The sequence below is a fragment of the Streptomyces sp. TRM68367 genome, from assembly GCF_014495685.1.
In the GTDB taxonomy this organism is placed as follows: domain Bacteria; phylum Actinomycetota; class Actinomycetes; order Streptomycetales; family Streptomycetaceae; genus Streptomyces.
This window is the reverse complement of sequence record NZ_JACTVI010000045.1, coordinates 26066-51366: the sequence shown is the minus strand read 5'-3', so window position 1 is coordinate 51366 and position 25301 is coordinate 26066. Positions and strand designations below refer to the sequence as shown.

Genomic DNA, 25301 nt, shown 5'->3' with positions numbered 1-25301 from the left:
ATGGGGGTGCCCCCGCGCGAGCTCGTTCGAGCGTGAGGGAGGCACCCCGCCAGCGCGGGCAAGCGCACCCACCCCCGGCCAGCGCCAACGCCGGGCAACCCGGCAAACACAGCCCAGCCGACGCAGTCCCCCCGCACCCGGCAACCACCCGCCACTGATCCTTTCCGCCCCCACAGGGAATCGTGCGAGGCTGAATCCGTCAGCACCGCGTACCGCAGCCGAGGAACCGACGCCCATGAGCCCCGCCGAAGGCGACCGTGACACCCAGCGCATCCTGATCGTCGACGACGAGCCGGCGGTACGCGAAGCACTCCAGCGCAGCCTCGCCTTCGAGGGATACGACACCGAGGTCGCCGTCGACGGCGCGGACGCGCTGGACAAGGCGACGGCGTACCAGCCCGACCTGGTCGTCCTCGACATCCAGATGCCCCGCATGGACGGCCTGACCGCCGCCCGCCGGATCCGCGGCGCCGGCGACACCACCCCGATCCTGATGCTGACGGCCCGGGACACGGTCGGCGACCGGGTCACCGGCCTGGACGCCGGGGCCGACGACTACCTGGTCAAGCCGTTCGAGCTGGACGAGCTGTTCGCCCGGATCCGCGCCCTGCTGCGCCGCAGCTCCTACGCGGCCTCCGTACCGGGCGCGACCGAGGACAACGACGTGCTGACCTTCGCCGACCTGCGCATGGACCTCGCGACCCGCGAGGTCACGCGCGGGTCCCGGCACGTGGAGCTGACCCGCACCGAGTTCACCCTGCTGGAGATGTTCATGGCGCACCCGCGCCAGGTCCTCACCCGCGAGCAGATCCTGAAGGCGGTGTGGGGCTTCGACTTCGAGCCCAGCTCCAACTCCCTCGACGTGTACGTCATGTACCTGCGCCGCAAGACCGAGGCGGGCGGCGAGCCGCGCCTCGTGCACACCGTGCGCGGCGTCGGGTACGTGTTGCGGCAGGGCGGCGCGGAGTGAGCAGAGTCATACGCCGGTTCCGCGCGCTGCCGATCCGGGCCCGGCTGTCGCTGCTGGTTGCGGCGGCGGTGGCGTTCGCGGTGGCGGCGGTGTCGGTGACGTGCTGGTTCATCGTGCAGGGCAAGCTGTACGCCCAGATGAACGAGGACCTGCAGAAGGCGGCGAGCAAGCCCCAGTACAGCGATGTCGTCAACGCGGTCCAGAGCTGCACCGAGTCCGTGCAGCAGAGCCCCAGCCCCTTCTTCCGCAACAGCTACGTCCAGGTGCTCAAGGAGGACGGGAAGTTCTGCGTCATCCCGGGCTCCGCGGGCGCGGTCAAGGTCACCGCGGCCGACAAGGAACTGGTCAGGGACGGCCCCATCAACCAGTTCCACTTCCACAACAGCACCACCACCGACGGCGAGGCCGTGCGCGTGATGGTCGTACGCCTGCCGCTGGCCATAGCCGAGGGCGACGAGGATCCCGGCAACTCCGCCCTGCTGGTCGCCCTGCCGCTGAAGAACACCCAGGACACCCTCAACGAACTGGCACTCATTCTGCTTCTGGTCTCCGGCATCGGGGTCCTGGGCGCGGGAGCCGCCGGCCTCGCGGTCGCGCGGGCCGGTCTGCGCCCGGTGGACAAGCTCACCGAGGCCGTCGAACATGTGGCCCGCACGGAGGACCTGAACGTCCGTATCCCGGTGGAGGAGGACAGCGAGGACGAGGTGGCCCGCCTGTCCCGCTCCTTCAACTCCATGACCTCGGCCCTGGCCAGCTCCCGCGAGCTGCAGCAGCAGCTCATCGCGGACGCGGGCCACGAGCTGCGCACCCCGCTCACCTCGCTGCGCACGAACATCGAACTCCTCACCCGCAGCGAGGAGACGGGCCGCCCGCTGCCGGCGGAGGACCGCAAGGCGCTGCTCGCCTCGGTGAAGGCGCAGATGACCGAGCTGTCCGCGCTGATCGGCGACCTCCAGGAGCTGTCACGTCCGGAGCAGGGCCAGCACGCGGGCAAGGCGCAGATCCTCGCCTGGCAGGACATCGTCGAGTCGGCACTGCGCCGCGCCCGGCTGCGCGGCCCGGAGCTGACGATCACGGCGGACGTCCAGCCGTGGTACGTCCGTGCGGAGCCGGCCGCGCTGGAACGGGCGGTGGTCAACATCCTGGACAACGCGGTGAAGTTCAGCCCCGAGGGCGGCGCGGTCGAGGTGCGGCTGAGCCAGGGCGTGCTGACGGTCCGCGACCACGGCCCCGGCATCCCCGCCGACGAACTCCCGCACGTCTTCGACCGCTTCTGGCGCTCCCCCTCCGCCCGCGCCCTGCCCGGCTCCGGCCTCGGCCTGTCCATCGTGGCCCGCACGGTCCAGCAGGCCGGCGGCCAGGTCACCCTCGGCCCCGCGGACGGCGGCGGCACGGTGGCCACGGTCCGCCTGCCGGGGGCGCCGACGCCGCCGCCGGACCTTCAGGAACCGGCCTGAGCTCCCGCCGCCCGTGAGTCCCGGCCGAGCATGCCGGGGGAGTCGATGTGGCACCCGCCCCGCCCTCGACCCGCCCCCCCCTCGGCGACCCGGCACCTCGGCCGTTCGGCCGACCCCGCGCCGCCGGGGTCGGCCGCACGGCCGAGGTGCGTGGCGGCCGGTGGGAGGAGAGTGGAGGTGCGGCGCCCGGCCGGAGATCTTCTCCCCCCACGCTCCCGGCCGGGCGTCTGCCGCGTGAGCCGAGGAGCACGGCCGCGGGCGGCAACCTTTCCCCGCGGGGCGGCAACTGATCGTCGGTTCGATTCCCCCCGCACGGAACGGAGCGCACGCATGAGTGAGCTGCGCAGCAAGGCCCGGCACCGCAGAAGCCGTACCGCCCTGGCGGTCGCGGTGCCGGTGGTCCTGGCCGCCGCCGGAACCCTGGCCTACGGCACGGACTCGGGTCTGTTCGGCACCGACGCCCAGCAGCGGGCCTCCGCCGCGAACGCCGCCGCACCGGCCTGGGCCGCCGACACCGCCGACGGGTTCGCGTCCGTCAACGCCCTCGGGCAGAACGGCACGTACGGCGGCCGGGACGGCAAGACCGTCACCGTGAAGACACAGGCGGACCTGGAGAAGTACGCCACGGCCGCGGAGCCGTACGTCATCGTCGTCGCCGGGACCATCAAGATGAACCCGGTCGGCAAGGAGATCAAGGTCCAGTCGGACAAGACCATCGTCGGCCAGGGCACCTCGGGGCAGATCGTCGGCGGCGGTTTATTCCTCGGCTCCGGCGTCCACAACGTGATCATCCGGAACCTGACGATCCGGGACACCTACCAGGGCATCTGGAACGACAAGGACCACGACTTCGACGCGGTCCAGATGGACGGTGCGCACCACGTCTGGATCGACCACAACGACCTGCGGCACATGGCCGACGGGCTGATCGACGTCCGCAAGGACAGCTCGTACGTGACGGTGTCCTGGAACAAGCTGAGCGACAACAACAAGACGTTCGGCATCGGCTGGACCGAGAACGTCAGGACGGACATCACGATCCACCACAACTGGCTGCGCGAGACCGAGCAGCGCAACCCGTCCACGGACAACGCCGCCCACGCGCACCTCTACAACAACTTCCTGGAGGACACGCCCGGCACGGACATCAAGTCCTCGTACGGCAACTACTCGCGGGGCAAGACGAAGATGGTCCTGGAGAACAGCTACTTCCAGGGCGTCAAGAACCCCGTCATCAAGGACAGCACGGCGGCCGTGGTCCAGCGCGGAAACACCTTCTCCGGGACCTCCGGCCGCAATGAGAGCGGCTGCACGGCCTTCGATCCGAAGACGTACTACAACTACTCGCTGGACAAGACGGCGGACGTGCCGTCGCTGCTCAAGTCCGGGGCCGGGCCGCGCGGTTCGATCGGTACGACGGCGGCGAGCACGAAGGCCGCCGCCGCGACCACCATCACCGTCGCCAAGGACGGCAGCGGGCAGTACAGGACCGTGCAGGCCGCGGTGAACGCCGTACCGGCGAACAACCCCTCCCGGGTGGTGATCGCCGTGAAGCCGGGGACGTACCGCGAGACGGTCAAGGTCCCGTCCAACAAGCCGCACGTCACCATCCAGGGCACGGGCGGCAGCCGCAATGACACGGTGATCGTCTACGACAACGCCGCGGGCACCCCCAAGCCCGACGGTTCGGGCAACTACGGCACCAGCGGCAGCGCCACCGTCGCCGTCGAGGCCGACGACTTCCAGGCCCGCAACCTGACGATCTCCAACGACTTCGACGAGGCGAAGAACCAGAACCTCTCCGGCCACCAGGCGGTCGCCCTGCGCACCGCCGCCGACAAGGTGTTCCTGGACTCGATCATCACCACCGGCGACCAGGACACCCTGCTGCTGGACACGGCGGCCAAGGACAGGCTGGGCCGGGTCTACGTCGCCAACTCCTACGTCACCGGCAACGTCGACTTCATCTTCGGCCGCGCGACGGCCGTGCTCGACAAGTCCGTCATCACGCTGAAGAAACGCTGGAACGGCAGCTCGGCCGGGTACATCACCGCCCCGAGCACGGCCGCGAACCGCAAGGGCATCCTGATCGCCAACTCCACGGTCAACGGGGACGTGTCCGGGGCCAGCTTCTACCTGGGCCGCCCCTGGCACGCCGGCGGCGACGCGAGCCTCGACCCCCAGACCACGGTCCGCAACACCAACCTCAGCTCCGCGATCAAGTCCACGCCCTGGACCGACATGAGCGGCTTCTCCTGGAAGGACGACCGCTTCGCCGAGTACAAGAACACCGGTCCCGGCGCGGGCGGAGCGAGCGGTGACCGCCCGCACCTGAGCGACGGCCAGGCCGCGAGCCAGGAGGTCGCGGACTGGCTGGCGGGCTGGACCCCGACGGCGTCCTGAGACTCCCTCCCGGCTCGGCGGACCACGAGACCGCCGAGCCGGGAGGGCCCCCGGGCGCCACACCGCCGGAGCCCCCGAACAGGCCCCACGCCCACCGCGGCTACCGTCACCCAGCCGGTAGTGCGGGCGTGGGTCAGGTCAGCACCCCTGGGTGGCCGACGGCCGCCTGTCCGCCGTGGGCGCCCGCTACGAACTGGACACCCAGCGCGTCCACTGCGTCGTCTGACACGCGACCGACACCCGACCGCAGGTGACGGAACTCCTACCAGGTGACCGGCAGTTCATGCACGCCGTAATCCGTCATGTCCGACCGCAGTGGCACGTCCTCGGGCGCGACAGCGAGACGTAACGCAGGGAAGCGGCGCAGCAGCGCGGGGAGAGCGATCCGTATTTCGGCGCGGGCCAGTCGCCGCCCGAGGCACTGATGGACTCCCCGGCCGAACGCGAGGTGTCCGGCCGGGGAGCGGGTGGGGTCGGGCCCGTGCTGGATGATCGGGAGGTGAATCAGCAGCTCCTCGACCGCCGCGGGGACGTCTTCGCCCATGTCGCGGACCTTCGCCAACCGCGCAGGGTCGGCCAGGAGAGCGAAAGCACCCAGCGCGAGCATGTTCGCCGTCGTCTCATGTCCGGCGATCAGGAACAGCAGCGCCAGTCGTGCCTGCTCGTCCGCGGTCAGCTCCTCGTGTGTGGCGAGCCCGCTGAGCACGTCCTCCTCCGGCCAGGAGCGCTTGTGGCGCAGCTGATCCCGCAGATACGCCGTGAGCTCCCCGAGCGCCGCGTGCCGGCGTTCCGGCGCGAGGTCGACGTTCCACAGTGTGGTGGCGTTCCGCTGGAACCCCTTGCTGTCGCAATAGGGCACCCCGAGCAGTTCGCCGATCACCTGTGCCGAGATCGGCAGCGCGAACGCCTGTACCAGGTCGGCCGGGCCCCCGGCGAGCTCCATCTCGTCCAGGTGGTCAGCGACGACCGCCTCGATCTCCGTTTCGAGGAGCAACCGCCGAGAGCGGGACGTGCTGTCCATCGGCCGCTCCTCGGATCGGTACGGGCATCCTGATAAAACAGCACTCGATGTAAAACGTCAATAAGTGCAAAACAACATCGCATGCGGTAGAGTGCCGGCGTGACCAACGACCCAGGTCTGCGCCAGCGGAAGAAGGCGCGCACGAGGCAAGCGCTCATCGAAGGCGCCCTGCGGTTGTTCACCGAGAAGGGTTACGACCAGACAACCGTGGCGGAGATCGCGGCCACCGCGGACATCGCGACGCGGACCTTCTTCAGCTACTTCGCCAGCAAGGACGACATCGTCTTCTTCGACGACAGGTCGCGGCTGGAACGCGCGGTCGAGATCATCCGAGACCGGCAGCCCGGCGAGCCAGTGGCCGACCTGCTTCGGCGCGTCATCGACCACAGTGTTTTCGGAGACACGGACTCAGAGCTGGCGCGGAAGGTCGGTCCGGTCCGGACCCGGCTGATCGCGTCGGTCCCGGCCTTGCAGGCGCGTGAGCTGTACGTGCTGTTCGACATCCAACTGCAACTGACCCACGCGCTCCACCGTGCCTGCCCCGAGCTGGACCTCGTCGAGGCCGCCGCGGCGGTGGGCTCGCTGGTAGGGGCGATCAAGCTCATCGTCGCCACCTGCCAACAGCGGGGCTACCGGCCCGAGGAGACCTACAACGCCGTTCACCGGGCCACCGACATCGCGATCGACGGCATCAGCTCACTGCCCCGCCCGGCATAGCACCTGCCCCTGCGTAACTACCGCGCCGGCACCGGGCCCAAGCGGGCGTGAGGCAACCGCCGGTCACGTCTCCGTTCGGTACATCAGATCCGTCTCGTACGTCGTGAACCCCATCCGCTCGTACACGCTCACGGCCGCCTTGTTGTCGGCGTCGACGTACAGCATCGCCGTCGGCAGACCGAGACCCGCCAGGTGCCGCAGCCCGATCACCGTGAGCGCCTTGCCCAGGCCGATTCCCTGGGCCTCGGGGCCGACGCCCAGGACGTACACCTCGCCGAGCCGCTCCTGCGCGTGGACCTTGGTCCAGTGGAAGCCGATCAGTTCGTCGCCGCGGAAGGCGAGGAAGAAGCCGGACGGGTCGAACCACGGCTCGGCCTTGCGGTCGTCCAGGTCCCGCTGCGTCAAAGACCCCTGCTCGGGGTGGTGGGCGAAGGCGGCGGCGTTCACCGCCAGCCAGGCCGCGTCGTCCTGGCCGGGGACGAACGTGCGGACGGTCACCCCGGCGGGCAGCACCGGGTCCGGCAGGTCGATCCCCGTCAACGGCCGCCGCATCTGGCGGAGTTCGCGGAACAGCGTCAGTCCCAGCGCCTGCGCCAGATGCCGCGCGGCGGAGTGCCCGCCGTGGGCCCACACCCGCAGCCGCTTGCCGGAGGCGGCCAGAAGCGCCGCGCCGAGGGCCCGGCCGTGGCCGCTGCCGCGGTGCGAGGGGTGGACGACCAGCTCGGCGGCCGGCGGCTCCACCGGGTCGGTGTCCTCCAGCTGGGCGTAGCCGACCAGCTGCCCGGCCACCGTCAGCAGCAGGTGGGACACGCCTTCCCGCTCCCCGCCCCGCAGCTGCAACCGCCCCTGTTCGGACACCGCCTGCTGGCCGTCGGTGCGCAGGGCCTCCTCCAGCAGGCCGAGGACCGCCTCGGTCTGCTCCGGGGAGAGCGCGGCGTACGTGTGGATCGAGCGGGGGCTGCCGGGCCGTACCGTGTCGTCGCTGGTCATGCGTATGAGGGTACGGGCAGCCACCGGCAGTGTGGCGGCAAAGAGGCAACCAGGATGTAACCGTGAACCCTCTGTCGCGCTACGCGCGTTGACTCTAGGCTGCGCCCGGACCGAGTCACTTTCCCGCCAGCCTCGGCAGACCCACAGGGGGGCGTATGCCAGCCAGTTCACAGGCGCACCAGCCGCGTCGCAGATCCCGTACGACCCGTCTCCTCGCGCTCGCCGCCGGTCTCGCCACCGCGGGCGCACTGACCGCCGCCGCGCTGCCGGGGTCGGCCGGTGCCGGGGAGAAGCACAGGCCCGGCCACCACCCCGGCCGCTACCAGGACATACAGCTGCTGTCCTTCAACGACCTGCACGGCAACCTGGAGCCGCCGGCCGGGTCCTCCGGCCGGGTCACCGAGCACCAGCACGACGGCACGACGAAGACGATCGACGCGGGCGGCGTGGAGTACCTGGCCACGCATCTGCGCAGGGCGCGTGAGGGGAAGAGGTACTCCGTCACCGCGGCCGGCGGCGACATGGTCGGGGCCTCCCCGCTGATCTCGGGCCTCTTCCACGCGCGAGGAACAGGTGAGCGGCGCGAACGCGGCGGCGCCGAAGATCCTCCAGGTGTCGAAGGGGCTGACGTACACGCTGGACCTGACGAAGACCGGCGCCGACCGGGTGGTCGCCGACTCGGTCAGGCTGAACGATGCCGCGATCGACCCGGCGGCCACCTACCGCGTCGCGACGAACAGCTTCCTCGCGGGCGGCGGCGACGGCTTCCCGACGCTGGGACAGGGCGAGAGCGACCTGGTCGGCGGCGACGACCTGACTGCGCTGGAGCACTACCTGACGGCCAACTCCTCGCCCACGAACCCGATCTCGCCGCCCGCGGCGGACCGGATCACGGTCGTGAGGTAGGTCGCACAGTTCCGGTTCAGGTTGCGTGTGGGACCGGTACGCATGGTCGGATGTACCGATGCGCACCCCCCACCGCATAGCAACACCACAGCCCGGTCACAACCCGTACGACGAACTCGCGGCTCTCGACGACGGCCCCCTGGAGGAGACCCCTCTGGAGGAGTTCCTCGGCGAGGACCGCGACGGTCACGAGCAGAACGAGGAGTGGACCCCGCCCAACCACGGCCGCAGCGGCCGGCGCCGGCGGCGGGGCCGCTTCGCGGGACTTCCGCTCGCGCTGAAGGCGGTGGTGGGCCTGGCCGTCCTCGCCGCCTTCGTCTCGGCGACCGCTGGGCCCTGCTGTACGCCGAGCACAAGGCCGCCGACACCCTCAAGGACCGGCTGGATCTCACCGCCGCGCCCGAGGTGGAGATCGGCGGCTTCCCCTTCCTCACCCAACTCGCCGACAGGCGGCTGGAGTCGGTGAGCGTGACCGTGCCGGACGTGGCGGCCGACCGGGTGTCCCTGGCGAAGGTCTCGGCGACGGCCCACGACGTGACGCTGGACGCCGACGGCCCCACCTCCATCCGCGGCGCCCGGGTGCCCCGCCTGGACGGCGACGTACTGCTGTCCTTCGCCGACCTCAACCGCGAACTGGGCGCGTCCCAGGTGACGTTCACCGCCGAGGGCCCGGACCGGGTCCGCGCCCGCGGCACGCTGCCGGTCGCCGGGCACGACCTGAAGCTGCGCGCCGAGGCCCGCATCGCGCGCGACGGTGAGCGGGGCATCGCCACGGAGATCGGCGGCATGCGCCTGGACATCGGCGATCTGGCGACATACCTGCCGGGCACACGCGCCTCGCAGGGCCTGCACCTGACGCCGAAGGGCGCCGCCGACCTCACGCGGGAGACCCGCAAGGCGAAGGCGCTGCTCTCGGTGCCGGCGATCCTGCGGCGGCTGGGGGTGCCCGACTCCGCCGTACGCGAGGCCCTGAGCGACGACGGCAAGCTCGCCGAGCTGACCGGCTCCGCGGAATTCGCCCGGCAGGCCGTCCGGCTCAACCTCATCGACCTGGCCCTGGACAACCCCGAGGTCCTGCGCCGCCTGGGCCTCGACCCCGCCCTCCCCGAGGCGCTGTCCCGCCTCACCCGCCCGGTCCTCGCCGACCGCCTGTCCCTCTCCTTCGAACTCCCGAAACCGGAGCAGGGGGACGTGCGGCTGCGGGACGTACGGGTGGAGGAGGACGGAATCAAGGTCCGGCTGGAGGGGTCGGGCCTGTCCGTCGGCACGTCGTGACGTCGTTACGTCGTTACGTGGTTACGTCGTGACGGGCCCGGAGGGCCCGACCGGCGTCAGAGGGCCACCAGGTCGATGACGTTGATGACGGTTGGACACGACGTAGGTGATGAATCCGCCCTGGAACGCGGCCGACCAGCTGTTGTCGCGGTTGCTGAGCGCCGGGGGGCCGAAGGGGTTGAGGCTGAGCCGCTTTTCGAGGTCCTCCAGCGACGCGCGCTGCGGGGCCGGCAGGGCAGCCCTGCGCTGTGCCGCGCGGTCCGCGTACCGGATGGCGTACGAGCTCACCGGCGCCCGCCCGTATCGATGGGCCGGCTGTCGGCGTCGTAGGCGTTGCCGTCCGCGTCACGGAAGACGAGGCCGTCGGTGTCGCCCTCCGCCATGCGCTTGACCGTCTGTTCCACCTCGTCGAGGTAACCCGGGGTCGCGCAGGCACAGGCGAAAGGAAACCACTTGTCGATCACGGCGTCGAGCGCCGCGCGGTCGAAGTCCGCCGCCGCGCTCAGCCACTCCTGCTCGAAGGCCTGCAACCAGTCGGGACGCCGCTGCAGAGCCGCGCGAATCGCCTCCGGCGTTCTCTCACAGGCGTTCGGGTCCACCTCGTGGGCCATGATCGGTTCCTCTTCTCCGGCTCGGGTGAGACGTGAGGGCCGGAGGTCCACGGTAGAACGCGCGAGGCGCCGGGTGGTGATGGATGGGCGTGTCACCTGTCACCCGCCTCGATGCGCTCGCCCCTGCTGATCGCGATCCGCAGTACGTCCGCCAGGGACTCGGCGGCCCGCGTGAGCGCGAACCGCACCGCGCGCTCGCCCGCCCTGGGGTCGGCCAGGACGGCCTGGGAGCCGACGAGTACCTGCTCCCCGGAGTCGAGTTGGGCGGCCTCCACGTCGTCGGCGAGACGGGAGAGGAGGCTGCGGTCGCTCGCGGGGCTGAGGTAGCAGGGCTTGCCCTCGGGGGTGGTCCAGGGGAGGAGGCGGAGGTTCTCGGGCATGGGGTTCCTTGAGGGGTGGGGGCTTTGACGAGTGGTGATTACCGTTCGTGCCTCGATCGTCACTGCTTGCCGGTACGCTGCGGAAGGGGGCCAGCGTTGTCCGGGGACCTGGACAAAAGAGGGGCGAATGTGACCGAAGTGGTTGACGAGCCGCGGGTGTCAGGGCGGGACGTACTGGGGCGGACGCTGAAGTACCTGCGGGAGAAGGCGGGGAGGTCACTGGGGCAGCTGTCCGAGGAGACCGGGTACGACAAGAGCTACCTGTACCGGCTGGAGACGGGCGAGCGGCTGTCCAAGATGACGGTCATGGAGGACCTGGACAGCTACTACGGGTGCGGTGACCTGCTGGTCAGCCACTGGAAGATCGCGAGGATCGAGGCCTTCAAGGACAAATACAAGGAGTACATGCGCCTGGAGGCGGCAGCACGCGTCATGCGCGTGTACACGCCGGACGTGCCCGGGCTGTTGCAGACCGAGGAATTCGCCCGGGAGGTGTTGTCCGGACCCGGGACAACGGACCAGGACGCCGAGGCGATCGAGGAGCAGGTGGCCGCACGCCTGGGGCGACAGCTTCCGCTGCGCAGGAATCCGGCGCCCAGCGTCCGTTTCATCATCGACGAGCTTGCGTTCCGCCGCCCCTCCGCCAGCCCGGAGACCTGGGAGGGCCAGCTGCGACACATCGAGGTCGTTGCGCAGTGGCCCAACACCGTCGTACAGGTGCTGCCGTTCTCCGCTGACATCCACGAACTCATGAGAAAGGGATCGCTGACCCTGCTGTGGCAGGAGGACGGAAGCGCCGTCGCCTACACGGAAGGTGACAGCAGCGGTCTGCTGATGGACGATCCGGAGGACGTCCTGCGACACCGTTTGTCCTACGATCGGCTCCGGGATCTGGCGCTGTCGCCGTCGGACTCGCTGGCCTTCATCAGGGACGTACTGGAGGAGCTCGGATCATGATGCAGACCCCCGACTTCGGCACCGTCACATGGCGCAAGTCCACCTACAGCGACGGGGGAGCCAACAACTGCGTCGAGGTCGCCGACGGCTACACCGGCATAGTCCCGGTCCGCGACAGCAAGACCCCGGCAACCCGCCCGCTGGTCTTCTCCGCCGCCTCCTGGTCCGCGTTCGTGAGCACCGTACGGGAGACGGCGTGACTCCCGACTTCGGCACCGCTGTCTGGCGCAAGTCCAGCTACAGCGAAGGGGGCGACAACGACTGCGTCGAGGTCGCCGACGGCTACACCGGCATGGTCCCCGTGCGGGACAGCAAGGCCCCGGACGGCCCGATCGTCCTGTTCGGAGCCGCCCCGTGGGCGTCGTTCCTGAGGGCGCTTCAGGCCAGCGGCTCGAAGGTGTAGCGGACGCGGGGGCCGCCGAAGCAGCCGCGAACGATGTGGGGCTGGCGCGAACGACAGGCCCCACCGGCGCAGGTACTTGCCCACACCCTGCTCGGTCAGCCGCACCCGGTACAGCTTTGCCTCAGTTCCGCACGACGCCTTCCGTGTCCGGCGGCGCGTTCTTGGCCTCGGTGTAGAACCATTCGATCAGATGTGTCTCGAAAGCGACGCAGCGAAGTCCGGCTCCCAGTCCACACTCAGGCCCGGAACAACGTCCCGCTGATACTCGAAAGTGACGCCGGGGCGCTTGTCCATGGCGAACGCCGCCACCGCCCGCACGCTGTTGGCGTGGTAGTCCAGAGTGAGGCGGTGCAGGCTACCCCGATCCTCCTCCGTAGCCAGTTGTCTCCGGATGACGCACTCCGCGGACCGAAGGAATTGCTCACTCCAGTCCTGAGGTCCGGCGGCACCCCGGGTCGGATGTGGCACGAGGGGGGCCTCCATACTCCTAGATGTACTCGGTGTTCGGTCAGCTCTCGCTGCACCGGTCTTCCTTACCCTCACTCTGGGTCGGTCTCGGAGTACAGGCCCCTGCCCGGAGGAGGGCAGGGGCTGTCGTGGCCACGCAGCCGGGCCGGGAACCGCCCGGCGGACCGGGCGGCAGCTAGCGGCCGGTCACAGGTTGTCGATGGACCACCAGACCTTCTCAACGTTGCTGTCCGGTTCCAGGACGACGATCTCATTCAGGCCGTACCCGTAGTACGGGGTCATGACCTGGTGCGCGGAACGGCTGTAGATCTTGTACTCGCCGCTGAAGCGCTGGATCAGATCCCACTGGAACTGGAGACCTGTGCCGCAGGTCCCCTCGGTCACCCGCGGCTTGTTACCCACGGGAGCACCCGGCTTGAGGCACATGCCGGTCTTGGTGTTGCGGATGATGTGGGTGAAGCCGCCGAGGTACTCGAACTCCCACAGGTCGGCGCCGAGCGTGGCACCGCGGTCATAGGCGTAGTGCACCCAGCCGTCCTGGAAGCCTTCGCCCCAGTTATGCGGGAGCAGGCTGCCGCCGGTCTTGATGTTGACGATGTGGGTGACCGGACCCTGCGCTTTGGCCGTGGCGGCGGTCGCGGCTCCGCCGAGCATCGTGCCGAGCAGGCCGAGGACGAGGACGAGGCGGGTCAGGATGCGACGCATAGGATTCCTCTCTGACGTGGGGATCAGTTGTGCTGACTGGTCCTCAGACGTGCTTGAGGTAGAGGACCTTGCCGTGTTTGGTGCCGAACCAGGCCGCACTTGGTCTGGCTGTCCTCGCCGGGGTTTGACGGCGACGATCGCCCGTTCCAGCAGCTAGTCGGGAGAATCGCCGTACGGTTCGAGGCACAAGTAGGTTGAACACACGGCCGCCGACGCCGAGATAGACGTAACCGCCAGTGCCCACCCCACCGGCGTCGCCGGTGTAGACATACGCCTCGATCTTGGTGATTGCTGCCATGACCCCTCCCAAATAGGCGAGTTCGGCATGGAGCCGGTCAACCCTGCGCGAAGCAGGCGGCCCCACCGCTGAAGGTAGCAACGCCGTAACAACTCGCCATTTTTTAGAGTGTTTTTCATGCCATCAGGCGTATTAGCCTGTTTCAAACTGGCACTTGAAGCACATGCCGTCCGCCGGTTCCGCACCGCGGGCGCCCGCGCGGACCGGGCGTCGGTATTACCGGGAGCGGAAGGCGCGGGGCCAGGACAGGTCGCCACTGCTGCTCGCTGCGAAGAAGCGACGGGGCGCGGCGTGTGCGGCATGGATGGGAGACGAGCGACCAAGGGAGGCCCGCCACCGGCTCGCCGAGCGGCGGGTCATCGACTGGCTGCGGGAGACGGACGCCGCCGTCGTCGTGGGCACCAGGGCCGGGCTTACTTTGGGGCTTGACCTGGGGGAAACGTCGAGAAGTGGGAGGTACGGGGATGAGTTTTCGGCTGGCGGCGTACGCCGTGTGCATCGACGACGGGCGGGTGCTGCTCGCCCGTCATGTACCGCCGACGGGCGAGAGCAACTGGACTCTTCCGGGCGGCAGGGTCGAGCACGCGGAGGATCCGTTCGACGCGGTGATCCGGGAGGTCGCTGAGGAGACCGGCTGCGACGCGGTGGTCGAACGCCTGCTGGGCGTGGACTCGAGGGTCATCCCCGCGGCCGCCGCTCGTGCCGGAGTTGAGCACCAGAATGTCGGCATCTTCTACCGGGTCCGTATCACCGGCGGCCGGCTCCGGCCCGAGCCGAACGGCGAAACCGCCGAGTCGGTCTGGACTCCGATCCCCGATATCGCTTGCCTGCGCCGGTCATCGCTGGTCGACATCGGCCTCGCCCTGGCGCAGACCCTTCCCGCAACCGGCCACGTCGCTCCCGTCCCGGTCGGCGGCCTGATCCAGCACTGAGGTCACCACCAGCACATCCACGAGACCATTCGCGCGCCCCGCGGATCTCCACGCGCGGGCCGCGCCGGGCGGACCGGTGAACCGATCGGCCGGGCTCGTCCGATGAGGAGACGTGAGCGAAACGAGAAGCGACGGGGAGCTGCTGCGGGCCGCCGCGGACGGTGACCGGCGTGCCTTCGAGGAGCTGTACCGGCGGTACGCCCCCTGGCTGACCGCCCGTATGCGCAGCCGCTGCGCCGACGCCGGGATCGTCGACGACGTCGTACAGGAGACGTTCCTGGCGGTGTGGCGGGGCAGCGCGCGCTACCGGCACGACGGGGACGCCGGAGATGCTGCCGGGTGGCTGTGGCGGATCGGCTCGCGGCGGCTGGTGGACGCGCTGCGCGGCGACGGGGCGCGGGGCCGGCTGCGGCAGGCGCTGGCCCGGCTGCGGCACCGGGACGAGGCGTCGGCGGAGGAGCGCGTGCTCGCGGGGGTGGAGCACGGAGATCTCGCCGGCGCGCTGGTCCGGCTGTCGCCGGAACTGCGGGCGGTGCTCCAGGCCACGGTGATCGACGGCCTGAGCACCCGCGAGGCGGCCGTCCTGCTCGGCATCCCGCCGGGCACGGTCAAGACCCGGGCCATGCGCGCCCGCAAGCAGCTGCGGGAGGCCCTGACATGACGCCGTACACGGGAGCCGGCGGGATCGGCCGGGGGCGACTTGCGGAGGTGACGGAATGACCTGGCACGTACCCGAAGGGGACCTGCGGGCCTATGCGCGCGGCGAGCTGGCGGCGCCCGCGCTGTGGTCGGCCGACACCCACCTCGGCGCCTGCGCCGAGTGCCGGGGTGTGCTCGCCGGGGTCAGCGATCCGGCCGCCCTGGACGCCGGGTGGGAGCGGCTGGACGCCGAGCTGGACGCGCCCCGGCCGGGCCTGCTGGAGACGCTGCTGGTACGGCTCGGCGTGGCCGGCCACACCGCGCGGCTGCTGGCGGCCACGCCGGTGCTGCGCCGGTCCTGGCTGGCCGCGGTCGTCGCCGTGCTGCTCATGACCGTGGCCGCGAGCCGCTCCCTGGACGCCGGCTCGCCCACGCTGTTCCTCGCGCTCGCGCCGCTGCTGCCGCTGGCCGGGGTGGCGCTGTCGTACGGGCCGGTGCTCGACCCGGCGTACGAGATGACGGTGGTCGCCCCGATGCACGGCTTCCGGCTGCTGATGCTGCGCACGGTGGCCGTGCTCGTCGCCGGCCTCGGGCTCAACGGCCTGGCCACCCTCGCCCTGCCCGGGTACGGGCTGCGCGCGCTGGCCTGGCTGCTGCCCGCGCTCGCGCTGACCGCGACCGGGCTGGCGCTCGCGCCCCGGCTGGGCCCGGTGGCGGCGCCGTGCGCGGTCGGCGGGACCTGGGTCGCCGTGCTGGTGGTGGCGCAGGCGGCGCAGCCGAGCGCGAGCGACCCGCTGGCGCCGTTCACCGCGGCCGGGCAGGGCGTGTCCGCCGCGGTGGCCGGCTTCGCCGCCGTACTGCTCTTCCTCTTCCGCGACCGTTACGACCTGTTCAGCGGGGGTGCCGTGTGACCGCGGTGACGTCCGCTTTCGACTGGCGGGACCGCCGCGTGACCACCGGCCCGCTCCGCCACCCCTGCTTCCACGGGAGGACCGTATGACCCCCACCGTCTCCGCCTGCGGGCTCAGCCTCCGTTACGGCGGCACCCGCGCCCTCGACGACGTGTCGCTGCGGCTGACGGCGGGCGTCACCGGACTGCTCGGGCCGAACGGCGCCGGCAAGACCACTCTGCTGCGGGTGCTCGCCACGGCCGTGCCGCCCGACCACGGCGCCTTCACGGTGCTCGGCCACGACCCCGCCACCGCGCGCGGCCGCCAGGACGTGCGGCGCGCCCTCGGCTATCTGCCGCAGACGCCCGGCCTGCACCCGGACTTCACGGCCTTCGAGTTCGTCGACTACGTGGCGATCCTCAAGGAGCTCACCGACCGGGCCGCACGGCACCGCGAGGTGCGGCGCGCGCTGGACGAGGTCGGCCTCGCCGATGTCCGTGGCCGGCGCATCAAGCGGCTCTCCGGCGGCATGCGGCAGCGCGTCGCCCTGGCCGCCGCGCTGGTCGGCGACCCCGGTTTCCTCGTCCTCGACGAGCCCACCGTCGGCCTCGACCCCGAGCAGCGCATGCGCTTCAGGGAGCTGATCGCCCGCGCGGGCGAGGGCCGTACGGTGCTGCTGTCCACGCACCAGACCGAGGACGTGGCGATGCTCTGCCACCGCGTGATCGTGCTGGCGGGCGGCCGGGTCCGCTTCGACGGCACCCCGGCCGAGCTGACCGCGCGGGCGGCGGGCCGGGTGTGGAGCAGCACCGGCCGCGATCCGGGCGCGCTGGCCGGCTGGCGCACCGGCACCGGATCCTTCCGCAACGTGGGCGATCCCCCGCCCGGCGCCGATCTCGCCGACCCCACCCTGGAGGACGGCTACCTCCTCACCCTCGACGGCGCGTCCGCGGAGGTGGCGGCATGAGTACGACGGTGATCCCGCCGACGCCCACCGGGTCCGCCCCCGAGCCCGCACGCGAGGGACACGGCCTCTCGTCCGTCCTCGCCCTGGCCCGCTTCGAGGCCCGCGAACTGCTGATGCAGATCGCCGTGCTCTGTTCTCTGCTGCTGTACGTCGGCTACACCGGCTGGAAACTGTTCAACGGCCGCGAGGGCATGGACGAGTTCCCGGCGCTCCAGGACGCCGACCGCGCCACGCAGGCGCTGCCCCAACTGGTCGGCATCGCAGTACTGGTCTGCGTCAACCGCGCGGTGCTGCGCTCCCGCCAGCACAGCACCTACCGTCACTTCGACGTGCTGCCGATGCCCGCGGGGCGGCGTACGGTCGCGCACGCGCTTTCGGTGGTGCCGTTCGCGGCGCTGGTCACGCTCGTGGTGGCGCTGGAGTTCACCTGGGTGGCGCTGAAGCCGGGCGCGGTCGGGCACGGCTCGTCGGCCGAACTCGCCGTGGGCCCGCTGGGGGTCCTCCTGGCCGGCTTCATCGGCGTCCTCCTCGCCCGCCTGCTGCCCTCCTCCTTCGCCGCCCCGATCTTCGTGATCGGCGTGTACGCCGCCTCCTCCGTCCTGGGCGACGTGCACTGGCTGGAGTGGCTGTGGCCGGTCGTCAACGACACCGGCGGGGATCCGCTCCCGTCCGGCCTGCTGGGCCGCCCGGCCGCGTGGCACGCGCTGTACCTGGCGGGGCTGGCCGCGCTGGCGCTGTGCGGTGCGGTGCTGCTCAGCGGCGGCCGTACGTGGGCGCTCCGGGCGGCGACAGGCGTAGCCCTCGCCGCCACGGTCACGGGCGTCGCCGGCCAGTCACCGGGCGACTCGCCCGCCCTGCTGGCGGCCCGCGAACAGGCGTCCGTCGCCCCCGAGAGGGAACAGACCTGCCTCCCGCACGGCACGTCCACGTACTGCGCGTTCCCCGAGTGGACCGGCCGCACCGCCGACTGGGCCGCGGTGGCCGGCCGCGTCCAGGCCCTCGCGGGCGGCAGCGCGGCCCGGGAAAAGCTCACCGTCCGGCAGCGCATCGACGCCCGCTACGGCTTGCAGGACGACGCCTCCATCGCCCCGTCCGGCGGGCGCGGCGAGGTGACCGTGGGCACGCGCTGGGGCGGCAACCGGATCCCCGAGTTCGCGGTGGGCGCGGCCTCGGTGCTGGTGGCCGGCGACGAGGAATCCGGCGGTGAGGTGTGCGACGCCCGCGTGGTGACGATCATGTGGCTGGCCCTGGGCACGGAGCGCGACCCGATGACCGCCCTGCGGAACGTCCGCGTCGACGACAGCGTCGAGGGCTCGGCCGTCGTCCTGACCCCGACGAACCCGCTGACCATGACCGCCGAACAGACCCAGGTCGTCCGGCACTTGCTGGCCAGGCCCCGAGGCGAGGTCACGGCTGCGGTGAAGTCCCACTGGGCCGAACTCACGTCCCCGCGGACGCCGCTCACGCGGGTGGCGGACCTGCTGGGCGTGAAGGCGCGGGGCGAAGGGGCGGGGGACGGTGACTCCTGTGAGGGGTGAGGGTGTGCCTGTGCTGTCCCTGGTCCGGCCGGTGTGGCGGACGCTGCCCTGGATGCCGCTGGCGGCAGGCGCCGGGCTCGGGCTGCTGCTGGTCGGTATCCCGCGGATGCGATCCGGCGCCGCGGACCCCTGGCAGGGACTCACCCTCCTACGAGGAGCAGCCCTCTGCTTCGCCCTGGGCCCGGCCTTCCTCCTGGACGACCCGGCCCGGCACACCACCACACCGGTACCGACGCCCCGCCCACTCCGCATCACCCTGCGGCTGGCCCTGGTCGCCCCGCTCGCCGCGCTGTGGTGGACGACGGCCCTGCTCCTCGTACCGGCACAGGCCCGGCCCCCGCTGGGCGACATCACGCTGGAGGCGGCAGGCGTCGCGGGCTGCGCGCTTGCCGGTGCGGCGACCGCGGTCCGGTTCACCGACCGGCCCGAGCCGGGACTCGCCGTGACGACGGCCCTGCTGACCGCAGCCGTCGCCACGGCCCTGCTCCTCCCCGACGACTGGACCCTGCTGCCCGCACCGGGGTCTTCGGAGTGGGACGCCGCACACGACCGCTGGACGGCGATGGCGCTCCTCGCCGCGCTGACGTGGACGGCGTTCGCGCCGGAGCCGTTGCGGCGCGGGCCGGTGCTTTCCGGTTCACGCTTGTGTGCGGCGCGGAAGAACAGGATCTGAGCGGCCCTCTGGTGAAGTCTGCTGCTGTGGCCATTGAGCACTTCAGCCGGCGCTCCCGCGCCCAGCTTCCAGGGCGTGCGCGGTCTTTGTCGCCAGCGCCGAGGAGTCGGCAGGGCGGCTGGTGTCGACGATCAGCAGCGGGCCACCCAGGTCGAGCGGGCCGGGGTAGGTGTCACGGATGGCGGCCACGCGGGCGGCGCCACGGTGGCCGCATCCCCTCTGGGACGGAGCCGCCAGGCCGTTCTCGACATCCTCTGCCATATCGTGTTCGAGAACCTCCGGACGCAGCACCCGGCGTGCCAGCCCCGGGAGGGCCGTACGAAGGACCCCTGCCGTAGACGCCCGCGAGCCGCCCCCCGCTATCCCGCACGTCATGTCTCCGTAACCATCGATTCAGACAGGGTTGCGACGCTCAGCGAATGAAGCCCGCCGTGCCAGAGCCTTCGCCGCCCCCCGAGGGGAACGCGAGGAATGGGGACATCCGTGTTACCGCAGCGCTCCCACCCGCGCTCTCCGACGCGCCCGTATCGCCGCGCGCGCGGAAGAATGGGTTCATGAGCCAGCAAGACACGCAGGAAGTCCAGCACGCGCAGCCCTCCGTCGGCTCCATCGCCGCACACCGGCCGCACACCGTCTCCTCCGCGGTGGTCTCCGACCTGGAACCCGACATCGACGCCGACCTCGACGCGTACGAGGAGGCACAGGTCGACGGGGCGCAGCTGCCGCAGGGCCGGTTCCTGGACCGGGAGCGCAGCTGGCTCGCGTTCAACGAGCGGGTGCTCGAACTCGCCGAGGCCCCGAACACGCCACTACTGGAGCGGGCCAACTTCCTCGCGATCTTCGCCAGCAACCTCGACGAGTTCTTCATGGTCCGGGTCGCCGGTCTTAAGCGCCGTATCGCCACCGGCGTGGCGACCCGGTCCGCCTCCGGGCTCCAGCCGCGCGAGGTGCTGGAGATGATCTGGTCCCGCTCGCGCGAGCTGATGGCCCGGCACGCCGCCTGCTTCCACGAGGACGTCGCCCCGGCCCTCGCCGAGGAGGGCATCCACCTGGTCCGCTGGAACGAGCTCACCGAGAAGGAGCAGGCGCGGCTCTTCACGCTCTTCCGGCACCAGATCTTCCCGGTCCTGACGCCGCTGGCCGTCGACCCGGCGCACCCCTTCCCGTACATCTCGGGTCTCTCGCTCAACCTCGCGGTCATCGTGCGCAACCCGGTCAACGGCCACCGGCACTTCGCGCGCGTGAAGGTGCCGCCGCTGCTGTCCCGCTTCCTGGAGGCCGCCCCGGGCCGGTACGTCCCGCTGGAGGACGTCATCGCCGCCCACCTGGAAGAACTCTTCCCGGGCATGGAGGTCCTGGAGCACCACACCTTCCGGGTCACCCGCAACGAGGACCTGGAGGTCGAGGAGGACGACGCCGAGAACCTCCTCCAGGCCCTGGAGAAGGAGCTCATGCGGCGCCGCTTCGGTCCGCCGGTGCGCCTGGAGGTGGAGGAGTCCATAGACCGGGAGGTCCTGGACCTGCTGGTGCGCGAGCTGAAGATCACCGAGGCCGAGGTGTACCCGCTGCCGGGTCCCCTGGACCTCACCGGCCTCTTCCGCATCGCCTCCCTCGACCGGGCCGAGCTGAAGTACCCGAAGTTCGTCGCCGGCACCCACCGTGACCTCGCCGAGGTCGAGTCGGCGTCCGCGCCCGACATCTTCGCCGCGCTGCGCAGCCGGGACGTGCTGCTGCACCACCCGTACGACTCGTTCTCGACGTCCGTGCAGGCGTTCCTGGAGCAGGCGGCCAACGACCCGGACGTCCTCGCCATCAAGCAGACCCTGTACCGGACCTCCGGCGACTCCCCGATAGTCGACGCGCTCATCGACGCCGCCGAGTCCGGCAAGCAGGTCCTCGTCCTGGTCGAGATCAAGGCCCGCTTCGACGAGCACGCCAACATCAAGTGGGCGCGCAAGCTGGAGGAGGCCGGCTGCCATGTCGTCTACGGCCTGGTCGGGCTGAAGACCCACTGCAAGCTGTCACTCGTGGTCCGCCAGGAGGGCGAGACGCTACGGCGCTACAGCCACGTCGGCACCGGCAACTACCACCCGAAGACGGCCCGTCTCTACGAGGACCTGGGCCTGCTGACGGCCGACCCGCAGGTCGGCGCGGACCTGTCCGACCTGTTCAACCGGCTGTCAGGCTACTCGCGCCGGGAGACCTACCGGCGGCTGCTGGTCGCCCCCAAGTCCCTGCGGGACGGGTTGATCGCGCGGATCAAGAAGGAGGCCCAGCACCACGTTGCCGGGCGTCACGCCTACATCCGCATCAAGGTCAACTCGATGGTCGACGAGGCCGTCATCGACGCCCTGTACCGGGCGTCCCAGGCGGGTGTGCCGGTCGACGTCTGGGTGCGCGGCATCTGCGCACTGCGCCCCGGGGTCACGGGACTGTCCGAGAACATTCGTGTACGGTCCGTACTCGGCCGCTTCCTCGAACACTCCCGGGTCTTCGCCTTCGGCAACGGCGGCGAGCCCGAGGTGTGGTTCGGCAGCGCCGACATGATGCACCGCAACCTCGACCGCCGTATCGAGGCGCTGGTCCGGGTCACCGACCCGGCCCACCGGGCAGCCCTCAACCGGCTGCTGGAGACCGGCATGTCGGACACCACCGCCTCCTGGCACCTCGGCTCGGACGGCGACTGGACCCGGCATGCGGCCGACGCGGACGGACAGCCCCTGCGCAACGTCCAGGAGATGCTCATAGACGCCCGGAGGCGCCGGCGTGGCACAGCAACACCTTGACCCGACGGACCCCACGTCCGGGCCGGTGACCGCAGACGCCCTCGCGGGCTATCTGCGTGCCCAGGCCACGGAGTTCCTCCGCGCGCTGCGCCAGCACCGGGAGACCGGGGCCAACGGCTCGGAGGCGTCCGTCGACGCGGGCCGCGCACTGCGCCGCTCGGCCCGCCGCATCAGCGGCAGCCTGCACACCTTCCAGTCCCTCCTCGACACGGACTGGTCCGAGAGCATGCGCCCGGAACTGGCCTGGGTCTCGGGCACCCTGGCCATGGAACACGCCTGTGCGACCCGCCTGGACCGCCTGCTCCAGGCACTGCACCGGCTGTCGGGCTCGACGGGGTTCCCGACGCAGTCGGCGCCGGCGGTGGGCGGAACAGCCGGCGTGGCGACGACCAGCCGTAGCGGCACTTCTGCCACCGGCCGAGGCGACGCGACCACGGCCGGCCGCACCGACACAGCCACGGGCAGCCGAACCACCAGCCGACGCACCGACACAGCAGCCGCCGACGGCCGCACCGACACAGCCACGAGCAGCCGAGCCACCGGCCGCCGCACCGACGCAGCTGCGGGCGGTCGTGCCGCCGGGGCGGCACGGGTGGACGATGGAGGTGCCCCCGCGCGAGCTCGTTCGAGCGTGGGGGAGGCACCCGGCGAGGCCGGCCACCCCACCCACCCGGCGCCCACCCCGGACCGCGGCAACCTCACAGTGGGCGCGGCAAAGGCAGGCGCCCTTCTGGACCGCCAGCTGACACTGGCCCGCACCCGAGCCCACTCCACGGCCCTCCAAGCCCTCGGCAGCAGCCGCTTCCACGCGGTCGCCGACAAGGTCGCCGTACTGGCCAGCGAGGTCCCCCTCACCACCACGGCGGACACCGCCGACCTGCGCCCCCTGGCCGCCGCCGCGGAGGACCGGCTCGCCGACGCCGTCACGGCCCTCCCGCTGCTCACCGCCGGCCACCCGTACAACGCGGAGGCGCTCATCCACGGCCTCTCCCCGGACCCGTCCCCCCACCCGCAGGACGCCCCCTGGCACCAGGTCCGCCTGCTGCTGCGCCTGCACCGCTACGCCCGCGAGGTCCTGTACGGCGAGAACGCCCCCATGGGCGTACGGCTGCTGGCCGCCGGCGATGCCCTCGACCGGCACCGCGACGCCTCCGAGGCGGCCGCCGCCGCGGCCCAGGCGGCCCGCACGCCACGCATCGCCCCGGCGACCGCGTACGCCCTCGGCGTGCTCCACGCCGACCAGCGGCACGAGGTGGAGGCGGCACGCTACGCGTTCCAGCGCTGCTGGCAGAAGGAAGTCATCGGCACGTCTTAGAACCCATGGTCCGAGTCAGTCCGAGGAGGCGTGAACACCCTGTGAGCTCCCCGAAGGACACCACCGTTCAGGCAGCAGGCTGCGTCCTGTGGCGCCGCTCCCCGGTGGACGGCGAACTGGAGATCTGCCTCGTCCACCGGCCGAAGTACGACGACTGGTCCCATCCCAAGGGCAAGCTGAAGCGCGGCGAGGACCCGCTCGCGGGGGCGTTGCGGGAGGTCGAGGAGGAGACCGGGTACGCCGCCGCGCTCGGCGCCCGCCTCCCCACCTCGCGCTACACGGCGAACGGCCGCCCCAAGCAGGTGAGCTACTGGGCGGCCGAGGCGCTCTACGGCGCCTTCGCACCGAACCACGAGGTGGACCGCATCCTGTGGCTGCCGCCCGGCACCGCCCGCGACCGCCTCACCCAGCCGAGGGACCGCACCCTGGTCGACGCCCTGCTCGAATCCCTGCACCTGGCGTGAAATCGAGGGTGAACGGCACATGACACACAGACAGTGACCGTGGACCGGACGCGCCCCACGGCAAGTACCCTGTGTAGCAGCACGATCACCCGGAGGTGCGGAACTTGCAGCCGCCCCGTGTCCTCGACGTAAGCGTTCCGTGACCTCACCGCACCGTCTACAGGGGTTCACCCCTCGTTCATTTACGGCCATCGGCGCCTTCACCTGATCTGCCTAATTTCAGCCTTACGCGGTGCGACTCGCACACCCCCACACGCGTCCGCATCCCAGACTTCGCACGCCGCCGAATTCAGGACGGCGGCTCCCGGAAGGAAATCCCTCAAGTGAAGCTTCAGCGCATGAACCGGCGGGCCCTCGCTCTCGGTGCTCTCGCCGTCTCCGGCGCCCTGGCCCTCACGGCGTGCGGCTCGGACGACACCGGCGGCGGCAGCGGGAGCGGCGGCTCCACGACCGCCGCGCCCAGCTCGATCAAGTGCGGCGACGCCAAGGGCCAGCTCCAGGCATCCGGCTCCTCGGCCCAGAAGAACGCGATCGACGCATGGGTCAAGCAGTACACCGCCGCCTGCCGAGACGTACAGATCAACTACAACCCGACCGGCTCGGGCGCCGGCGTCACCGCGTTCACCCAGGGCCAGACCGCGTTCGCCGGTTCCGACTCCGCGCTCAAGCCCGACGAGATCGAGACGTCCAAGAAGGTCTGCTCCGGCGGCCAGGGCATCGACCTGCCGATGGTCGGCGGCCCGATCGCCGTCGGCTTCAACGTCCCGGGCGTCGACTCGCTCGTCCTGGACGCCGGCACGCTCGCCAAGATTTTCGACAGCAAGATCACCAACTGGGACGACCCGGCGATCAAGGCGCTGAACCCCGACGCCAAGCTGCCGAACCTCAAGATCCAGGCGTTCCACCGCTCCGACGAGTCCGGCACCACGGACAACTTCACCAAGTACCTGAAGGCCGCCGCGCCCAAGGACTGGAGCTACGAGCCGGGCAAGTCCTGGGAGGCCAAGGGCGGCCAGTCCGCGTCGGGCTCCTCCGGCCTGGCCCAGCAGGTGAAGCAGACCTCGGGTGCGATCTCGTACTTCGAGCTGTCGTACGCCAAGGACGGCATGAAGACGGTCGACATCAAGACCGAGGCCCCCGAGCCGGTCAAGGCCACCGTCGAGAACGCCACCGGCGCCATCGGCGCGGCCAAGGTCGTCGGCACCGGCAAGGACCTCGCGCTGGAGCTGGACTACACGCCGACCGCCGCGAACGCCTACCCGATCGTCCTGGTGACGTACGAGATCGTCTGCGACAAGGGCAACAAGGCGGACACCCTGCCCGCCACCAAGTCCTTCCTGAACTACATCTCCTCCAAGGAGGGCCAGGGCCTGCTGGCCGACGCCGGCTACGCCCCGATGCCCGCCGAGATCATCTCCAAGGTCCGCTCGACCATCTCGGGCCTGAGCTGACCTGAGCGTGCGGCCCAGCCCCCACCGCGGGACTGGGCCGCACCGTCCGGTGCACCGCCGCCAGGGGCCACCCGTCCGCGGGCGG

At 71.1% G+C, this 25301-nt stretch carries 25 protein-coding genes and 2 pseudogenes; 19 read left to right on the top strand and 8 right to left on the bottom strand.

Annotation, left to right across the window (positions count from 1 at the left end; genetic code table 11):
- The first annotated feature begins 235 nt into the window (after positions 1 to 235).
- The 3 genes from H8R17_RS26095 (at position 236) to H8R17_RS26085 (ending at position 4830) form a co-directional block, all read left to right on the top strand.
- Positions 236 to 970, top strand: coding sequence for a response regulator transcription factor (locus H8R17_RS26095; RefSeq protein ID WP_187825648.1), 735 nt, complete (start codon positions 236 to 238; stop codon positions 968 to 970).
- Entirely contained in the window at positions 967 to 2427 is a 1461-nt protein-coding gene (locus tag H8R17_RS26090) for a cell wall metabolism sensor histidine kinase WalK (protein ID WP_187825647.1), read from the top strand. Before H8R17_RS26095 ends, H8R17_RS26090 begins: the two co-directional genes overlap by 4 nt.
- Before the next feature lie 330 nt (positions 2428 to 2757).
- Positions 2758 to 4830, top strand: a complete 2073-nt coding sequence (locus tag H8R17_RS26085; RefSeq protein WP_187825646.1) for a pectinesterase family protein — start codon at positions 2758 to 2760, stop codon at positions 4828 to 4830.
- Between the two features lie 262 nt (positions 4831 to 5092).
- Here H8R17_RS26085 and H8R17_RS26080 read toward each other — a convergent pair whose 3' ends face one another.
- Positions 5093 to 5851, bottom strand: coding sequence for a cytochrome P450 (locus H8R17_RS26080; RefSeq protein WP_187825645.1), 759 nt, complete (start codon positions 5849 to 5851; stop codon positions 5093 to 5095).
- Between the two features lie 99 nt (positions 5852 to 5950).
- On the opposite strand from H8R17_RS26080, the gene H8R17_RS26075 reads away from it, so the two are divergent.
- Positions 5951 to 6568, top strand: a complete 618-nt coding sequence (locus H8R17_RS26075) for a TetR/AcrR family transcriptional regulator (RefSeq protein ID WP_187825644.1) — start codon at positions 5951 to 5953, stop codon at positions 6566 to 6568.
- A 63-nt stretch (positions 6569 to 6631) separates the two neighbouring features.
- Here H8R17_RS26075 and mshD read toward each other — a convergent pair whose 3' ends face one another.
- Complete coding sequence (gene mshD / locus H8R17_RS26070) at positions 6632 to 7558, bottom strand: mycothiol synthase (RefSeq protein ID WP_187825643.1); 927 nt, start codon at positions 7556 to 7558, stop codon at positions 6632 to 6634.
- Between the two features lie 155 nt (positions 7559 to 7713).
- Here mshD and H8R17_RS26065 point away from each other — a divergent pair.
- Positions 7714 to 8464: pseudogene (locus tag H8R17_RS26065) on the top strand (5'-nucleotidase C-terminal domain-containing protein).
- 58 nt (positions 8465 to 8522) lie between these two features.
- A pseudogene (locus H8R17_RS26060) lies at positions 8523 to 9739 on the top strand (DUF2993 domain-containing protein).
- Positions 9740 to 9760: 21 nt separating this feature from the next.
- Here the strand turns inward: H8R17_RS26060 and H8R17_RS26055 are convergent.
- The 3 genes from H8R17_RS26055 to H8R17_RS26045 form a co-directional block, all read right to left on the bottom strand.
- Positions 9761 to 10027 (bottom strand): hypothetical protein, encoded by a 267-nt coding sequence (locus H8R17_RS26055; RefSeq protein WP_223125478.1) that lies wholly within the window; start codon positions 10025 to 10027, stop codon positions 9761 to 9763.
- The gene (locus H8R17_RS26050) at positions 10024 to 10350 is read right to left on the bottom strand and encodes a DUF6247 family protein (protein WP_187825642.1); all 327 of its coding nucleotides are present in this window, start codon (positions 10348 to 10350) and stop codon (positions 10024 to 10026) included. Before H8R17_RS26050 ends, H8R17_RS26055 begins: the two co-directional genes overlap by 4 nt.
- Positions 10351 to 10442: 92 nt before the next feature.
- A complete protein-coding gene (locus H8R17_RS26045; RefSeq protein WP_187825641.1) occupies positions 10443 to 10730 on the bottom strand; it encodes a hypothetical protein in 288 nt (95 codons plus the stop codon).
- A 129-nt stretch (positions 10731 to 10859) separates the two neighbouring features.
- Between H8R17_RS26045 and H8R17_RS26040 the strand changes: the two genes are divergently transcribed.
- From H8R17_RS26040 to H8R17_RS26030, 3 genes are read left to right on the top strand one after another with little or no spacing between them, the layout of a single operon-like run.
- Positions 10860 to 11687 (top strand): Scr1 family TA system antitoxin-like transcriptional regulator, encoded by an 828-nt coding sequence (locus tag H8R17_RS26040; protein WP_187825640.1) that lies wholly within the window; start codon positions 10860 to 10862, stop codon positions 11685 to 11687.
- The gene (locus tag H8R17_RS26035; protein WP_187825639.1) at positions 11684 to 11887 is read left to right on the top strand and encodes a DUF397 domain-containing protein; all 204 of its coding nucleotides are present in this window, start codon (positions 11684 to 11686) and stop codon (positions 11885 to 11887) included. Before H8R17_RS26040 ends, H8R17_RS26035 begins: the two co-directional genes overlap by 4 nt.
- Complete coding sequence (locus H8R17_RS26030) at positions 11884 to 12090, top strand: DUF397 domain-containing protein (RefSeq protein ID WP_187825638.1); 207 nt, start codon at positions 11884 to 11886, stop codon at positions 12088 to 12090. The genes H8R17_RS26035 and H8R17_RS26030 overlap by 4 nt, the downstream gene beginning before the upstream one ends.
- 654 nt (positions 12091 to 12744) lie before the next feature.
- Here H8R17_RS26030 and H8R17_RS26025 read toward each other — a convergent pair.
- Both H8R17_RS26025 and H8R17_RS26020 read right to left on the bottom strand, forming a co-directional pair.
- Entirely contained in the window at positions 12745 to 13263 is a 519-nt protein-coding gene (locus H8R17_RS26025) for an RICIN domain-containing protein (protein ID WP_187825637.1), read from the bottom strand.
- Positions 13264 to 13306: 43 nt separating this feature from the next.
- Positions 13307 to 13561: a hypothetical protein gene (locus H8R17_RS26020; RefSeq protein WP_187825636.1), complete on the bottom strand. Its 255-nt coding sequence runs from the start codon at positions 13559 to 13561 to the stop codon at positions 13307 to 13309.
- A 464-nt stretch (positions 13562 to 14025) separates the two neighbouring features.
- On the opposite strand from H8R17_RS26020, the gene H8R17_RS26015 reads away from it, so the two are divergent.
- From H8R17_RS26015 to H8R17_RS25990, 6 genes are all read left to right on the top strand, one after another.
- On the top strand, positions 14026 to 14493 hold the full coding sequence (locus H8R17_RS26015; RefSeq protein WP_187825635.1) for an NUDIX hydrolase: 468 nt from the start codon (positions 14026 to 14028) through the stop codon (positions 14491 to 14493).
- A gap of 112 nt (positions 14494 to 14605) precedes the next feature.
- The gene (locus H8R17_RS26010; RefSeq protein ID WP_187825634.1) at positions 14606 to 15154 is read left to right on the top strand and encodes an RNA polymerase sigma factor; all 549 of its coding nucleotides are present in this window, start codon (positions 14606 to 14608) and stop codon (positions 15152 to 15154) included.
- Between the two features lie 55 nt (positions 15155 to 15209).
- The gene (locus H8R17_RS26005; RefSeq protein ID WP_187825633.1) at positions 15210 to 16043 is read left to right on the top strand and encodes a zf-HC2 domain-containing protein; all 834 of its coding nucleotides are present in this window, start codon (positions 15210 to 15212) and stop codon (positions 16041 to 16043) included.
- Positions 16044 to 16128: 85 nt separating this feature from the next.
- Entirely contained in the window at positions 16129 to 16989 is an 861-nt protein-coding gene (locus H8R17_RS26000) for an ABC transporter ATP-binding protein (RefSeq protein ID WP_187825632.1), read from the top strand.
- Positions 16986 to 18527 (top strand): ABC transporter permease, encoded by a 1542-nt coding sequence (locus tag H8R17_RS25995; protein WP_187825631.1) that lies wholly within the window; start codon positions 16986 to 16988, stop codon positions 18525 to 18527. Before H8R17_RS26000 ends, H8R17_RS25995 begins: the two co-directional genes overlap by 4 nt.
- 4 nt (positions 18528 to 18531) lie before the next feature.
- Positions 18532 to 19200 carry an ABC transporter gene (locus H8R17_RS25990; protein ID WP_399477264.1) on the top strand — a complete coding sequence of 223 codons (669 nt, stop codon included), beginning with the start codon at positions 18532 to 18534 and terminating at the stop codon, positions 19198 to 19200.
- 42 nt (positions 19201 to 19242) lie between these two features.
- On the opposite strand, the gene H8R17_RS25985 is transcribed toward H8R17_RS25990, so the two are convergent.
- Positions 19243 to 19461, bottom strand: a complete 219-nt coding sequence (locus tag H8R17_RS25985) for a hypothetical protein (protein WP_187825630.1) — start codon at positions 19459 to 19461, stop codon at positions 19243 to 19245.
- Between the two features lie 158 nt (positions 19462 to 19619).
- On the opposite strand from H8R17_RS25985, the gene H8R17_RS25980 reads away from it, so the two are divergent.
- From H8R17_RS25980 to pstS, 4 genes are all read left to right on the top strand, one after another.
- On the top strand, positions 19620 to 21986 hold the full coding sequence (locus H8R17_RS25980) for an RNA degradosome polyphosphate kinase (protein WP_187825629.1): 2367 nt from the start codon (positions 19620 to 19622) through the stop codon (positions 21984 to 21986).
- A gap of 25 nt (positions 21987 to 22011) precedes the next feature.
- Complete coding sequence (locus H8R17_RS25975; protein WP_399477262.1) at positions 22012 to 23301, top strand: CHAD domain-containing protein; 1290 nt, start codon at positions 22012 to 22014, stop codon at positions 23299 to 23301.
- Positions 23302 to 23306: 5 nt separating this feature from the next.
- Positions 23307 to 23765, top strand: a complete 459-nt coding sequence (locus tag H8R17_RS25970; protein ID WP_187825627.1) for an NUDIX hydrolase — start codon at positions 23307 to 23309, stop codon at positions 23763 to 23765.
- 323 nt (positions 23766 to 24088) lie between these two features.
- On the top strand, positions 24089 to 25216 hold the full coding sequence (gene pstS, locus H8R17_RS25965; RefSeq protein WP_187825626.1) for a phosphate ABC transporter substrate-binding protein PstS: 1128 nt from the start codon (positions 24089 to 24091) through the stop codon (positions 25214 to 25216).
- Positions 25217 to 25301: the final 85 nt, after the last annotated feature.